The following is a 15,512-nucleotide window of genomic DNA, read 5'->3' as shown; positions in this document are numbered from 1 at the left end:
ACCTCTGTTATATTAGAGGTAGAGAGTACAACCTTGTTTCTTAAGCTCTCCTCATTCCTATCTAGTAGTTGTCTAAAATCACCTCTAATAGAGAATATCCCTTTTACATCGGGGATTTTGACTTATGTATAGTTGCCAGTTGATGATGTTGATCCAATATCTAGCTTAATTACACTTTTTTGATTCTTAAAAACTTCTAACTTAAGTGGAGTTTCTAAACCAAATCTTTTTAAATCATCACTCTCTGAGATCTTATCAATAATTTTAATGTTTGCTACCTCATTTGTAACTCTTTTAAGACTATTTTCATCAACCTTATACCCTGAGGGTAGGTACCAGTTATCCCCATCCTTCTGTATGGAGAGATTATTAAATGTTACCTTGGTTACCTCCCCTTGTTTTACATCTTCTAACTTAGGAGTTTGGTAATTAATATTTTGATCCTTTCGTAAAATTATATATAGTGAAAAAATAGCGATTAATCCTAATAGTATATATATCTCAACTCTATTTTTCATTGTTATCCTCCATAAATAAGTGGTAAATTCTCTTCTTCTTTTGTAACCATAACAGGTAGGAAATTAATCCGGCAACTGCTACTAATATAGGAAGTCCCACAATATTAAAGTACTTTATAAAGTTTCTTTTAAGTATTGTTGTCTCTACCATAGGTCTATTTAAAACACCTTTACTCCTCATTTCAATATAATCCTCTCTTCCTGAGAGATAGTCTAAAATGTTTTGGGTAAATACAATGTTAGAGTTGTAGTTTTTACTTAAAATAGAGTCTGTAACCATGTCAGAGGAGCTTAAAACAACTAACTTTCCACTATTAGATTGGGGGATAACACTCTCTTTTCCTTCAATCCCAACTATCTCATTTACATCTTGGTCTTCACTTTCTTCTTGGGTCTGCTTTGGAGGAACTGGTTTGTCCTTGAAAAAACTTGTAAAATGTCCATCTTTTAATAGTGCTATACTGTATTTATCCTTTTCTGACCCTGGAACTATCCTTGAAGGATTTAGGGATAAACTCTCTTTATCAACTAACCATCCATTATTTGTTGTTGTAAAAATAGTTTCAATTCCCTGTTTTTCTGGTGCCACAGCTGATAATTGTGCCATTCTAAAGGTTATTAACTCATTAACTCCATCTATGATTGGTAGGTCCCTATTCATATTCTCTTTCTGGATTAAAGGCGCAAAATATATTTGTGATTCAATTATGCTGCCACTAGCATCCCTTTGAACCTGTTTAAAGGATTTTTGATCCATTACCATATTGTTATGAACCTCTATACCGTAGTTTTTAAGGAGGTCTAACAACCCATGATCAACTTCTTTATAAGCTTCAATACCATAGTTAGGGTTACTCTTTTCCATATCCATTGTAAGTTGATCCATAGCCAATAATATAGAGTTACCCTTAAGTAGGAACTGATCTAAAAGAAACAGTTCTCTATTAGAGAATTTTGTTGTAGGTCTAGCTATAATTAGGGTTTTTATATCACTATTTATAACTCCCTTACTTAAATCCACTGCAGCCATAGAGTAGTCCTGGGTTATTATAGAACTTAGGTTGTTGATTGTTGGCTCCTGCTGCCCTGTAAAGCTCATCATCTGATTTTGGTTCATAGGGATTGTTCCGTTACTTACAAGGTAACCAATCTTTGTACTACTACCAATCATCTTATTTACACTGCTTTTTATGTTATCTCTAATTTCATCACCATTGGAAATTACAGTTCTACCAAAAATATCCTGATTTATTAGGTCTAAAACTTCAGACTCTTTACCATTTTTTATAATAATTGAGGAAATGGCTCTAGTTACTTCTCCATTTTCATCCTCTAAGTTAAGGGTTGTGACACTGTAATTATCTTTGGTAGAGGTAATATCATTTTCATCTGCCTCTATAAATTCATAATCTAGTCTATTAAAATACTCGCTGTTCATTTCTGATACTAACTCTTTAACTAGATCCTTATATTTAGCTAATTCATCTGTAAGTCTATATAAAATAGGAGAAATATATAATTTAATTTTAATATTATCCTCTAACCCGAGAAGAGATGTGGACTTTTCTGTTAATGTTCTAATCTTATTTGTTAATAACAGTTCTAGATTTTGGTTGTATTGAATAGCTGGGATAGTATCTACAAGATCCCCATGAATAAATGCTATACCAATATAAGCTGAAACAACTTTTACCTCATCCTGTTCTATATTTTGAATATTTACAGGGTAGATATTGTAGGTTTCTGGGGATATATTTCCTCTGTTTTCCTTATCTATCAGGTCTATAGTATAATTAAAATGCTTATTTGCTTTTAACTTGTACTCCATTAATATGTCTCTAATATCCCGCTCTAAAGTGTTATATGGTACAGGTAAGTTTTGGGATAAAAAGACCTTAATAGTTAGTGGCTCTTCTAGATTTTTTACTAACTCCTTACTCGCATCTGATAGTGAGTAGGACCTGTTTTCTGTTAAATCTATTCTAAAAAAGAGCGTAGTTGCAACAATGTTTAATAGTATAATTGCTACTACATATAGTATATATCTTAATTTATTCATTACTTATTAACCCTCCGTCCTGTGGCTAAAATAGATAGAAAGATTAGGGAAGAAAAGTATATTAAATCCCTTGAATCTATTATTCCCTTGGATATATTTTTAAAGTGGTAACCAACAGATAGGTACTGTATAAACCCTGCTACTGTTTTTGGTAGTAGGATTACCATCCCCTCTATTATTGTTAAAACAAAACAGATAACAGCTCCTATTAAGAAGGCTATTATCTGATTTTTTGTTAGAGTGGAAGCGAGGGTTCCAATAGCTGTAAAACTCCCTGATAATAAAAAAGCTCCAATATATCCACTTAGAACCACACCGTTATCTAAATCTCCAAGTGTTGATAAAAATAGTGGGTAGGATAGGGTTGGTAATAACATAACAATAACAAAAGCCCAGGTTGCTAAAACTTTCCCAATTGTTATATCCATAGTTGTAATAGGTTGAGTCCCTAACATCTCATAGGAGCCTGTTTTATACTCCTCGGAGAAACTCTTCATAGTTAATGCTGGAATTATAAATGATAGAATCATAGGCATTAAGGAGAAGAAGTCCCTTAAAGTGACTGATTTTGATAAAAATATAGTAGAGAATAAAAACCATCCAGAGACTACAAGGTACAAACCTATAACTATATATCCTACAGGGGTTACAAAAAAAGATTTAAACTCTTTTTTGGCTATGCTTAAAACTGATTTTCTACTCATCGATCTGCTCCCTAGTTAGTTTTCTAAATATGTTTTCTAAAGATTTTACTTCAAGAGAAAGGGATAAAAGAATCCAGTTCGTATCCTTTATCTTCAGGTATAGAGTCTCTCTTAAGTCCTCTTTTGCAAATATAGATACATCTAAATTGTTGTTATTCTCCATGATTTTATAGGATTCAATTTGAGGAATTTGACTTAGGAGTCTCTCTAAATCCTCAATGTTAGAATTCTTTAGGGTTAGTTCAACCTTAGAGTCCCCCTCCATCATCTGTTTTAACTGGGCAGGGGTTCCATCTGCGGCAACAACTCCACTATTTATAATTACTATACGGTCGCATGTTGCCTCTGCCTCACTAAGTATATGGGTTGAAAAGATTACTGTTTTGGTTTTTCCAATTTCTCTGATTATATTTCTAATCTCAACTATCTGGTTAGGGTCTAAACCAGTTGTTGGCTCGTCTAGAACAAGAATTTCAGGGTCATCCATCATCGCTTGAGCTAGGCCTACCCTCTGCTTATAACCCTTTGATAATGAGTTTATACTCTTATGCATAACACTTCTAATTCCACATAGATCTGCTAACTCCTTTAGTCTAGGCTCTATGTTTTCACTATCTAAACCCCTTAGGTTTGCAATGTAAATTAGATAGTCATAAACAAGCATTTCAGAGTATAAGGGGGCAGACTCTGGTAAGTAGCCTATTAATTTTTTAATCTCTAGTTCGCTCTCCCTTACATCTAAACCTTTTACAAAAATAGTTCCTGAACTAGGTTTTAAATATCCTGTTAAAATCCTTAGTGTAGAACTTTTACCAGCACCATTTGGTCCAAGAAGTCCGAGGATTTCACCTGAATTAATTGATAGGTTAATACCTTTTACAGCCTTTGTTGAACCATAATTTTTCTCAAGATCTTTAATTTCAATCATGATACCTCCATACTTATGTAAAAAAGATATCAAGTAGAAATTAAAGCTTCAATAATTTTTTTATTTTGTAATGAAATTGTAATATTATCCTAAGAATGAGTTCTTAAATTTCTCTAGATCAAAATTCTCTTTGAACGCTTTTATAATTTGGTCACTCTTTTTTGTCTCGTGGGACTGGAGTTTTGTATTTTTTATACATTTATATAGAATCTCATCTGCTGTTGAAGTGTCTTCCCTAACATAGATTGCAGGAACCTTGTAGTTGGTTACTAGTTTTAAACTCTTAGGAAAGCTCTCCTGCTTTTTGGTACATGTAAATATAAAGCCTGCAATTCTATCCTGAGGAGCTTGGCTTTTTGTATAAACAAGTATCTTTTTTAGTCGCCTTAGGGAGTTAGATGATAAGATAATAACACTTCCAGCTTTTACATTCTCCTGTGGGTTTACTTTTTTATAGGATTGGGAAATTATTGTTACCCCTGTTACAGGCCTATTCCATTGGGTTTCATCTGAATCCCCTGCGATTATTGCATTCTGAAAACTCTTTTTTATTAGTCGCATAGAGGGTTTATTTAAGCCTTTAACCTCGGGCATCCAACCTAAAATATGTATTGGAGACCCATCCTTACTAAATCTTTTTGTAATATACTCTTCCGTAATATGTTTTTTCATATCATCAATTTTATTTGGTATAAGTTTGTTAAATATTATACCCTTAACCCTAGCTCCCTTAGAGTGAAAATAGTTTAGATCAACTTCTAACATATCTAGGGTTTTACCTATACCACCTCCGGCTAAATAGATAATATCCGAGTTTAATCTTATACTTACGTCGCTATTAGAAAGGTTTACAATACCTCCCACTCCTGGATGTCCTGTACCTTCAGCAATTATAATTTTTTTATCCTTTAGCTTGGAAATCGCTTCATCAATTGATCTACAGTACTCCTTTGTTAAAAGCTCCTGATCTTGGGACTCAAGGTAAGATTTTGTAACACCCCGTCCTAACCGGACAGGGGAGACTGTGTCTAGATTAAGGGATGGCAAAGCATACTCTTTTATTATAATGGCATCCTTGTCAATTTTTCTTCCATCTGGAAGGGTGAAAAGTTCTTGGCCTACAGGTTTAATATATCCAATCTCATTAGGAGAGTAGACCTCTCTTAGTCTTGAGATTATACCTAGACTTGTAAATGTCTTTCCTGCATGTTGTCTAAAACCAGCTATATAGATTATTTTTTGCATTTTAAATTCCTAAGTGTTTTTTGAATACCTCTATACTAGCTTTTGCTCTGCTCATTGGGTAGGGGATTTTACCTGTTTCTCTAAATTTTTTCCCTAATTTATAATTGAAACACTGGTTTGCAGTTAAAAATTGTCCCCAAAAACCAAGATGCCACTCAAAGTCCCATCTTCTGTTATTTATAGACTCATTCCACTCCTTTGGCATGAGTTTCTGCCAAGAGGGCAGGTCGTTTAACCAGCTACAGGTCCATAAACCTTTAAATCCACTTTTCTCTGCATCTAGAACAGCAATTTTAAGTTTATCGTAAAAATATTTTTCATCAGCCAAAAATGATTTAGGGTATAGTGAGTTTTCCATATGTATTTCTAAATACTCTTCATCTTTATTTAGATCATATCTAACCCAACTTTTACTGTTACCCCCATTAATACTCTGTAAGTCCTTCTCGGCTCTACCGTAGATATACGGTTCTACTATCTTAAAAGCGAGTTCCTCAAATTGGGATGGATTACTACTGTTTTTGTATATATCTTTTAGCTCTTCTTTTAGTTTTGGCCATTCATCTCCAGTGAAGTTTGGAAAGTCATAAAGAGTTTTATTATTAAAAACTGTGTGATTAACAATCGCGGTTCTCTCATCTAATACCTCCACAATATCCTCTTGTGGATGTTTATTTACCCAGTCAGCTACAGCCCATAAACCTAGCTTAGTACACTCTCTTAAGTACTCTTTGTGCTCTTCTAAAGTCTTTTGTTCCATTATTTAAGTCCTCTTTTACGTAAATACTACAATTTTTATTCTAATTTTACAAATAAACTGATATTCTTTTTTTATGAATAATTTTACTTTTTACAATCCAACAAAGATCTTGTTTGGAAAAGAGACAATTTCGAATTTAAGTAGTTTAGTTCCTTCTAATAAAAAAGTTATAATAATTTATGGCGGAGGGTCTATAAAATCTAATGGAGTTTATGAGCAAGTAATTAATAACCTTAAAAATCATGATGTTGTTGAGTTTGCAGGTATAGAGAGTAATCCTACACTCCAAACATGTATGAAGGCTGTGGATGTTATTAAGTCTAATAATGTTAGCTTTATTCTTGCTGTAGGTGGTGGATCTGTTATAGACGCTGTTAAATTTATTGCAGCAGCAGCTGTAAATAATTATGATGACCCATGGCAAAGTATTGTTATAGAGAATAATTTTAATAACGCAATGGAGTATGGTTCAGTATTAACCCTACCTGCTACTGGTTCTGAAATGAACTGTAGTGCTGTTATATCTAATAGTGAGTTAGGTGAAAAAATGGCATTTTCCAACAGTTCTGTATATCCTAAATTCTCTATTTTAGATCCATCAACTACATTCTCACTTCCTTCATCCCAGGTTGCAAACGGTGTAGTCGATGCCTATGTTCATGTTTTAGAACAGTATCTAACCACTGATATAAATACCCCTGTTCAGGATAGATGGGCGGAGGGGCTATTATTAACATTAATAGATCAAGGTCGATATGTTATAGATAATCCTAATGACTATGAGGGTAGAGCCAACTTGATGTGGGCTGCAACCTCCGCTTTAAATGGATATATTGGAGTTGGAGTTGATCAGGATTGGAGTACACATATGATTGGGCATGAGATTACTGCAGCTTATGGTGTGGATCATGCTAGAAGCCTTGCAATAGTATTACCTGGACTACTAAGTATTCAACGTAAACAAAAAGAGAAAAAACTACTCCAATATGCAAAAAGGGTCTGGGGAGTTACCCAGGGGGATAAAAACGTAATAATTGACGAGGTTATTACAAGAACAACTCTTTTTTTTCAATCTGTTGGAATATCTAGTCGATTTGTGGATTACGATATTAACCCTGAAGAAGCGGCGGAAAAAATTGGTAATATCTTTATAGAGAGAGGTCAGCTATTTGGTGAAAATAGGGATATCTCTGGGGAGTTAGTTAAAAAAATACTACTTAATAGGCAGTGTTTATATTAATAACTAATTACAATCTCTTCCCTCTCCTTTGTATGGTTTGGCATAAAGTATAGTAGGTTGGTACTATATTCATAGTAGTAACCTACTCCATATTTTTCAAATAGTTTATCTGCTCGCCATAATCTACCCCTAAAATAGAGCTGTTTGTAAGGCTTTACTCCTGATATTGCTAGAAAGTGAGAGTTGATATTTGAACTGTTATCAATAGGAAATGAAACAGTGATTCTAATACTTTTATCTGTTTTATTAATATCTATTGAGTCTGAAATTGTCCATATTTTTATCCCATTGTCTTGTATATAGTGGGGAATATATGGGTTGTTACTTAAGGCTAAGTATGACTCTTGTGGTGAAATAATTGCTGTTGAATATAGCTTCTCTTTAAAATTATACTCTTTAGAAATCTCACCTTTATTATTACTGTTATTTAGATATGTATCTATAAGTGCTTCTCCTAGAGGTTTAGTATACTCACTTGTTTCGTATTGGGATGACTCTAATAGTAGCTGGCCAATTTTTAGGTTAAGGGATTGGTCGGATATGCTATTGTTAGATATAATATAGGTTCCGCTGCCATCCCAGACTATGTTTTGCAGGATTAAGTCTGTAATCTTTTTTACACTATCAACATTTTTACTATTAGCCGAATCACTCTCTAGAATATTATTTAAATTGTATAGAGCTACTGCTAGCTGTTCTATTGTTAAGCTCTCTATATTTGAGTCAATAATAAGTTTTGATAATCTATCTGTATTTATTTGATTCCCTACAAAATAGTGTTTAGGAATCCATGTTTCTAAAATATTGGGGTCTGATGTAAGAATCTGTTTTGTAATTCTACCTAGTTCCCTCTCTTCCCCGACTAAGCCAAGATTTCCATTTTCTACTATATTACCTAGAAATGGAGTAGATTTATATGTAAATAGGTTAGGATAACGAGATTTTAACGGGGTAATCCTATTAAAATGACTAAGGTATTTACCTTCTAACATCCCCTGGGCTAAGTAGACTATAATACTCTCTTCTGTAAATAGGCTCTCTCTAGGTAAATTCCTCCAACTATTTGTATCAGTTGAATATGTTATTGGATTAAAAATAGAACTTATATAAGTCTCAGCCTTAATTAAAAATAACTCGATATTACTATTTATATCATCCACAAATTTTGTCTTGTTTTGGTTATACCACTGTTCCGCTAGTGGAAGGTCACTGTTACTTAATGGGCTAAAAGTAAGGGTTGTTATCTTATCGTTTGTAGCAATTAAATGGATGTTCTGCTTCTGCTTATCAATATAGTATTTATCATTAAGTTTTAGGTGAAATTCATTTTGGTTATCAAAAATTTTATATGATAGGTCACTCTCTTCTAATTTATATTTAGGATCTAATGAAAAAGGAATAATAACCTCTTTAATTGTTGGAAAAACTTTTGGGATACTACTTCCTATTGATAGTCTTTGACCCCTATTGTCAACTTTTATGTTTAGAGTTACATCATTTATTAGGTTTACCTCTAAACTATTTTCTATAATATTAAAACTACTAATGTATGAATTCCTCTTTATATTATCATCGCTAATAACAGTTAAAGGGCGTTTTGTTGAAAGATTAAAGTTTAAACCCTTATAACTCAACTCTAGGGATTTGATCCTCTTTGGAATAAGTGGGTATTCAAGGGAGGACGTTTCAACTATTTTTAACCCTTCTAGGTCATAGCTATTAACTTCCTTTGAATTAAAGTAAGTATAAAAAAGAGTTATTATTACTCCAATATATATAACCTTATATAATGATGTTATTTTAAATGTTTTCATTTAGAGTTTTCCTTATTAGCCGAAAATTATCTTATGATATCAAGATATGTACCACTGGGTCTACTTTGTATGATTTTTTTTTTAAGTTGTAGCACTGTAGAGATAAAAGAAAAAGATGAATTTTCTAATACTGATTTAAGTTTAGATGAAAAAATAGACAGTTTAGTTTCCGAGTTCATAGATACTCCCGAAATCTTAGTAAGTAAAATTATAGATCTATTGGATGAAGATAATTTTACCTACAACAATCTACTTGCAAGGTTATACATCTCATTAGGCAGATATAATGAAGCTAAAGATATGGTTGTATCTATACCTAACTTAAATTCAAATATTGAAGATTTAAAACTATATATTATAATACAGCAGTTTTTAAAAGAGGATTATAGACACTCCTTAGAAACTCTTATAAGGTTAGATCCATCAAATATATTTGCTATTAATACAAAATCCTACGATCTTATACGTAATAATAGGGTAGATGAAGCAAAAACATTTTTAGAAAGAGCTTATAAAATTGATCCACAAAATAGTCAAACACTAATACTCCTTGGAGATGTAACACTTTTGGAAGTTGAAAACCTTGGTTTATCAACTAAGAGAGTTTTAAGTGGTGTCGAGGAGAGAAAGGTTAATAACCTATATAAAAAGAGCCTGGAGTACTACCTAAGGGTTAAAGATAGTCAGGATCCAACCTACTATGTAAGGCTAAGTAATATATATAAAAAACTAGGGGATAAACTTAACTCTATAAAGTCTCTATCTAGGGCTATTGATTTAGACCCTTTAGATGTTTGGAATTATTATGATAGGGGAAAGTTATATTTTTACGCATCATCTAATAAAAAAGCTTTAGAAGATTTTAATATGGCATATAAAATTGACCCAAATCATTTTTTTACAAATGTTTTTTTAGGAAGAATTCACTTTATTGAGGGGAATTTGGAAGTCTCATTAAAATATTATAATAATGTGATAAAGATAAATCCAGAATATACACCTGCATATAGAGACTTAAGTGTTTTAAGTTATATCCATGGGGATAAACAAAGTGGGTTAAACTACATTATATCCCTTTATAATAGTAAAACCGATAAAGACCCTTTACTTCCGCTATATTTAGTTACATCTTTATTTGAGGTAGGACGGGATGATGATGCCAAAAAAATATTAGTAAATCTTGTCAAATATGAAAAAAAAGGTACAATGAAAGAACTTTACAGCTACTTTTTGGATCCTACCCATGTAGGAGATAGTGTTTTAACCGATGCCCTGAATATCAAGGATCATTATCAAAGAATAAGGTTAACATATTATGTCGCATTAGCTCTAGAAAGGGAGGGGGTTATCTCCCTTTATAAGACCCTTTTAAAAGAAGTAGCAGAAGCAAATTTAAGCTTTGAATCAAAGTTAGCAGAGTATAGATTAGGAGAAAATAATGAATAATACGGTTTTAGTGAAAAAAGAGGGAGATACGGTTACCCGGGTTACAATTGGTGATAAAGAGATCTGCCTTATAGGTACAGCCCATGTCTCTCCTGATAGTGTTAAGGAAGTTCAAGATATTATTTCCAATGAAAAGCCAGACCATGTATGTGTTGAAATTGATGCTGGTCGTTATAAATCTATGAATCAACCCCAATCCTGGAAGGATATGAATATTGTAAAAATAATTAAAGAGCAAAAAAGTTTCCTTCTAATTGCCAACTTAATGTTATCTTCTTTTCAAAAACGTATGGGATCGTCTGTTGGGATGAAACCAGGGGAGGATATGAAGGCCGCTATTGATAGTGCCGAAGGGGAAGGAATAAACTTCTCTTTTATTGATAGAGAGATACAAGTAACCCTTAAACGTGCATGGGCAAAGAGTAATTTTTGGGATAAAAATAAGGTTTTAGCTGTGCTTTTATCCTCTGCCTTCTCCTCAGAAGAGGCTAGTGCCCAGGATATTGAAGAGCTTAAAGATAGAAATGAGCTTGAAGGAATGATGGATGAACTTGCAAAAGAGCTTCCAAAGGTTAAAGAAGTTCTTATTGATGAAAGAGATCAATATTTAGCAGTATCAACTTTTAAAAGACCGGAGAAGAAAATAGTTTCCGTTGTAGGTGCTGGCCATGTTCCCGGGATGATAAAGTGGTTTGAAAGCCTAGAGAGTGGAGAAAAGGATGGAGATTTAAAAGAGATCTCATCTATACCTCCAAAATCTTTACTCTCTAAATCCCTTCCCTTTGTAATCCCAGGGGTAGTTATAACATTAATAGCTTTAGGTTTTATCTTTAACGGAGCTGATGTCGGTTTTGATATGATAAAGAGATGGTTTTTAACTAATGGAGTCTTATCTGGTCTAGGGGCTATAATAGCTTTAGGACATCCGTTAACTATCTTAGCAGCTTTTATTTCTGCTCCTATTACATCCCTTAATCCTCTAATTGGAGTTGGAATTGTTACCGGTGTAGTTGAAACAGCCTTAAGAAAGCCGAGGGTTGAAGATTTTGAAACTTTAACCGAGAGTGTTTCCCACTTTAAATCCTGGTATAAAAACAGGGTATTAAGGATTTTATTAGTTGTTGCACTATCCACTATTGGTAGTGTTGCTGGTACATGGATCGGTGGAGCATTTTTAGCAACTTTCCTAGGTTAATAGACTAGTATCTATAATATCAGCCCAATAGCACTTTTTATATTTCTAACCTCTTTTACATCAAGGGAGGTTTTTTCTACCTTCTCTGGGGATAGGAATATATTAAAGCCCATATCCTCAGCTGTTTTAACTCTTCTCTCTATATGAGGGATAATTCTTATCTCCCCAGCTAGGGATAGTTCTCCAGATGATATAATTCCATCTTTTATTGGTATGTCTGTCCTAGATGAGTAGAGTGCAAGGGCTAGGGGTAGATCTATACCTGTCTCTTTGACCTTAATCCCCCCTGCAATATTTACATATATATCCCTATCTGAGAATTTTATACCACCATGTTTTTCAAGTATTGCAGCAACTCTAGAGACTCTATTAACATCTACCTTGTCACTAAAAATTCTAGATGTTGTACCCTTTGCCGGTACTGTTAGAACCTGAATCTCAATAAGAATAACCCTTGTTCCCTCAAGTGTTGCACCAATTGAAATTCCAGGGGGTAGTCCAGACTCTCTTTTAGTTAAAAATACACCAGAGGGATCCTCTAGCTCTATTAGTCCCTTCTCCTCCATGGAGAATAATCCAACTTCATCAATTGACCCAAAACGATTTTTTACTGAACGTAAAATTCTTATTCTAGAGGCTGAGTGGTCAAAGTATAAAACAGTATCAACCATATGTTCTACCACCTTTGGTCCAGCTATAATACCCTCTTTTGTTACATGTGCTATAAAAAATAGGGTAGCTTCTATATCCTTTGTCTCTTTTATTAGTTGGCTACAACAGTATTTTAACTGGTTTACACTCCCTGGAATATTTCCTGCCTCATCACTTTGTAATGTCTGTATAGAGTCTACAATTATAAGGTTTGGTTTTTCAGTTTTAATTGATTTTATTATAGTTTCAAAGTGAGTATCACAGAGAATATTTATACCAGAACCACTAATATTAAGTCTTTTAGCCCGTAGTTTTATCTGGTTTGCAGACTCTTCTCCGGATATGTATAAAACTTTATGGTTCTTTTTAATTGAATCGGCTATTTGTAAAAGTAGTGTGGATTTCCCTATTCCAGGTTCTCCCCCAATTAATACAGAGGACCCCTTCATAAGTCCCCCACCTAGAACCTGATCAACCTCTTTAATATCTGTTTTATACCTAAAGGAGTCTTCTATAACTATATCATCTAAGCTGATTGATTTTTTATGTTTAACCTCTGTTCCTTTAGATGTTTTAGTTACCTTGTGTTCTGTAAATGAGTTCCACTCTCCACAGCTTGGGCATTTCCCCTGCCACTTACTCTCCTCATTTCCACAATTTGTACAGTAAAAAAGTGTCTTCTCTTTAGCCATCTATATCCCCAATTATATAATAAATAGATCCTGCTCTAAATCGAGCAGTTTTTGTTTTGTTCTTAAGCCACCTGCATAACCTGTTAACTCGCCCTTACTACCTATAACCCTGTGGCAGGGGATAATAATTGCAATGGAGTTGGCACCATTTGCGTTAGCAACAGCTCTAACACTCTTTTTATTGCCTAATAGTTCTGCTTGTTTAAGATATGTTGTTGTCTTTCCAAATGGTATATCTAATAAAACATTCCAAACTCTTTTTTGAAAATCACTACCCACTAAAAGTAATGGAATGGAGAATGTTCTTCTTTTATAATTGAAGTACTCTTCTAACTGTTCTATACATCTGTTTATAACTTCTGATTCACCCAAAACGTAGTGGGCTTTTAAAACTTTTTGTAATCTACTATCTATTAATAACCTTTTTGACCTATATCTCCAGTCGCAAAGGCATAACTCTTCCCTGTATGATCCTAATATCAATTCCCCAAACTTTGTTTTATAATACTTGGTTATAATCTGATACATAGGACTTCCTTTAAAAAAAGCCCTCATAAAAGAGGGCTTTAAAACTATTTTACTGCAACTAACTCTACTTCAAATATTAACCAAGAGTTAGGAGGAATCGCACCAGGATAACCCCTCTCTCCATAAGCTAAGTTTGGTGGTATTACAACTGTTCGCTCTTCACCAACTTGCATCTCTAGAATTGTTTCATCCCAACCTGCAATAACATGACCCATTCCCACAGGGAACTCAATTGGTTCTCCTCTGGATACAGAAGAGTCAAATACTTGGCCATCCATAAATTTACCAGTGTAGTGAACAGAAACAGTAGAACCCTTTGTAGGTCTATCACCACTTCCTTCTTCTAAAATAGTATAGTAAATACCGGAGTCAGAAACCTTAGCATCTGGAAACTCACCTTTTATTTTTTCAATAATAGCTTCATTAGCTTTTTTAAATGCCTCAAGTGCTCGCTCTCCAGCACTCTCTTTTAGTTTATTAAAGCTATCTTGAGTTGCTACAAATTTCTTAGCTTCCTCTCCAACTCTAATTATTTCAACTCTATTAATAACATCATCCTGTTTTATACTATCAACAACATCCTGACCATCTACAACATGACCAAAAACTGTATGTTTCCCATCTAAATGTGGAGTTGGGCCATGGGTAATAAAGAACTGGCTACCATTTGTTCCAGGACCAGCATTAGCCATTGATAAAATACCAGCTTTATCATGTTTTAATGAAGGATCAAACTCATCCTCAAATTTGTACCCTGGGTTTCCAGTTCCAGTTCCTAATGGACAACCTCCTTGAATCATAAAGTTGTCTATTACTCTATGAAATTTAAGACCGTCGTAGTATCTGCCCTCTCTTGTTGCATCTGTCATTGTTCCTTCTGCTAAGGCCACAAAGTTTGTAACTGTCATTGGAGTTTTTTCATACTCTAAAAATATTGTAATATTTCCTTTCTCAGTCTGGATTTGGGCATATAATCCATCTGATAATTCTAAATTGCTCATCTCTTTCTCCTTGTTTTGAGTACAAGATATTGTACCAATAAAAATTAATGTGAATATTAGTACACCCAATATTTTGGCCTTTCTCATACTACCTCCTAGTTTAATATTAATATCTAATTAACATAACATATCTATTTTCTTATGTTAATAACCATACTTAATAGAAATAATAATAGTGCAATACCAATGAAGAACCTGACATAAATCATATAATAGATATATGGTGATGATAAAAAATTAAGATATTGAGCTGGTGTCCCTGGGTAGAGTTCGTAGCCTTTTAAACCTGAAAAATCATCATTGTGATATGGTATAACATAGATAGTCACATCACTTCCAGGTTTTATACCGTAGTAGTGTTTATCTCCATCTATAAATTGGGTATTAAAATCAGCAATAGAGTAGTTTTCTTTTAACTTAATGTCCACTTCTTCTAAAGATAAATTAATAGAAGGAGTATTAATTTTAATTTTTTCCTCTATAACTTCTTTATATGCAACCATGTTTTTAAACTTAACAGCATTGTTTTTACTTATTTGACTGTAAAGCAAAAAGGGTTTTATCTTAAACTCTTGTAACTCTTGTAACTCTTTGTAGCTCCTTACAACCTCAGCCTCTTTCATCTGATGATAAATTTTACTTCTACTAGACCCTATAAGTAGGGTCGTAATAGAAACAACTAAAAATAGTAATGAGAGTATTAAAAGTAGAAATGGTAATTTTTTTATCAA

14 protein-coding genes are annotated in these 15,512 nt (G+C 33.4%); 3 read left to right on the top strand and 11 right to left on the bottom strand.

Annotated elements, in window-relative coordinates:
* Positions 1-122: 122 nt before the first annotated feature.
* The 6 genes from EW093_RS08180 to EW093_RS08155 all read right to left on the bottom strand — a co-directional run bounded on the left by EW093_RS08180 (position 123) and on the right by EW093_RS08155 (position 6,214).
* Positions 123-518, bottom strand: a complete 396-nt coding sequence (locus EW093_RS08180) for a hypothetical protein (protein WP_149567927.1) — start codon at positions 516-518, stop codon at positions 123-125.
* The gene (locus tag EW093_RS08175; RefSeq protein ID WP_149567926.1) at positions 508-2,577 is read right to left on the bottom strand and encodes a Gldg family protein; all 2,070 of its coding nucleotides are present in this window, start codon (positions 2,575-2,577) and stop codon (positions 508-510) included. The genes EW093_RS08180 and EW093_RS08175 overlap by 11 nt, the downstream gene beginning before the upstream one ends.
* The gene (locus EW093_RS08170) at positions 2,577-3,281 is read right to left on the bottom strand and encodes an ABC transporter permease subunit (protein ID WP_149567925.1); all 705 of its coding nucleotides are present in this window, start codon (positions 3,279-3,281) and stop codon (positions 2,577-2,579) included. The genes EW093_RS08175 and EW093_RS08170 overlap by 1 nt, the downstream gene beginning before the upstream one ends.
* On the bottom strand, positions 3,274-4,209 hold the full coding sequence (locus EW093_RS08165) for an ABC transporter ATP-binding protein (protein ID WP_149567924.1): 936 nt from the start codon (positions 4,207-4,209) through the stop codon (positions 3,274-3,276). The genes EW093_RS08170 and EW093_RS08165 overlap by 8 nt, the downstream gene beginning before the upstream one ends.
* 84 nt (positions 4,210-4,293) lie before the next feature.
* Positions 4,294-5,454, bottom strand: a complete 1,161-nt coding sequence (locus EW093_RS08160; protein WP_149567923.1) for an AAA family ATPase — start codon at positions 5,452-5,454, stop codon at positions 4,294-4,296.
* A 1-nt stretch (position 5,455) separates the two neighbouring features.
* Positions 5,456-6,214, bottom strand: coding sequence for a hypothetical protein (locus EW093_RS08155; protein WP_149567922.1), 759 nt, complete (start codon positions 6,212-6,214; stop codon positions 5,456-5,458).
* A 73-nt stretch (positions 6,215-6,287) separates the two neighbouring features.
* On the opposite strand from EW093_RS08155, the gene EW093_RS08150 reads away from it, so the two are divergent.
* Positions 6,288-7,454 carry an iron-containing alcohol dehydrogenase gene (locus EW093_RS08150; RefSeq protein WP_149567921.1) on the top strand — a complete coding sequence of 389 codons (1,167 nt, stop codon included), beginning with the start codon at positions 6,288-6,290 and terminating at the stop codon, positions 7,452-7,454.
* Here the strand turns inward: EW093_RS08150 and EW093_RS08145 are convergent.
* Entirely contained in the window at positions 7,451-9,268 is a 1,818-nt protein-coding gene (locus tag EW093_RS08145; protein ID WP_149567920.1) for a hypothetical protein, read from the bottom strand. The two genes, EW093_RS08150 and EW093_RS08145, sit on opposite strands and share 4 nt — an antisense overlap.
* Before the next feature lie 69 nt (positions 9,269-9,337).
* Here EW093_RS08145 and EW093_RS08140 point away from each other — a divergent pair, with 69 nt between their 5' ends.
* Both EW093_RS08140 and EW093_RS08135 read left to right on the top strand, forming a co-directional pair.
* On the top strand, positions 9,338-10,714 hold the full coding sequence (locus EW093_RS08140) for a tetratricopeptide repeat protein (RefSeq protein WP_187759885.1): 1,377 nt from the start codon (positions 9,338-9,340) through the stop codon (positions 10,712-10,714).
* Entirely contained in the window at positions 10,707-11,909 is a 1,203-nt protein-coding gene (locus EW093_RS08135) for a TraB/GumN family protein (protein ID WP_149567918.1), read from the top strand. Before EW093_RS08140 ends, EW093_RS08135 begins: the two co-directional genes overlap by 8 nt.
* A gap of 11 nt (positions 11,910-11,920) precedes the next feature.
* On the opposite strand, the gene radA is transcribed toward EW093_RS08135, so the two are convergent.
* The 4 genes from radA to EW093_RS08115 are packed head-to-tail and all read right to left on the bottom strand — an operon-like array spanning position 11,921 to position 15,512.
* Entirely contained in the window at positions 11,921-13,252 is a 1,332-nt protein-coding gene (radA, locus tag EW093_RS08130) for a DNA repair protein RadA (RefSeq protein WP_149567917.1), read from the bottom strand.
* 12 nt (positions 13,253-13,264) lie between these two features.
* A complete protein-coding gene (locus tag EW093_RS08125; protein ID WP_149567916.1) occupies positions 13,265-13,780 on the bottom strand; it encodes a methylated-DNA--[protein]-cysteine S-methyltransferase in 516 nt (171 codons plus the stop codon).
* A 44-nt stretch (positions 13,781-13,824) separates the two neighbouring features.
* Positions 13,825-14,868: a peptidylprolyl isomerase gene (locus tag EW093_RS08120; RefSeq protein WP_149567915.1), complete on the bottom strand. Its 1,044-nt coding sequence runs from the start codon at positions 14,866-14,868 to the stop codon at positions 13,825-13,827.
* Positions 14,869-14,912: 44 nt separating this feature from the next.
* On the bottom strand, positions 14,913-15,512 hold the full coding sequence (locus EW093_RS08115; protein ID WP_149567914.1) for a hypothetical protein: 600 nt from the start codon (positions 15,510-15,512) through the stop codon (positions 14,913-14,915).

The organism is Thiospirochaeta perfilievii (assembly GCF_008329945.1).
Taxonomy (GTDB): domain Bacteria; phylum Spirochaetota; class Spirochaetia; order DSM-2461; family DSM-2461; genus Thiospirochaeta; species Thiospirochaeta perfilievii.
The sequence above is the reverse complement of the archived record's forward strand: the minus strand, read 5'-3'. Positions and strand labels throughout refer to the sequence as shown.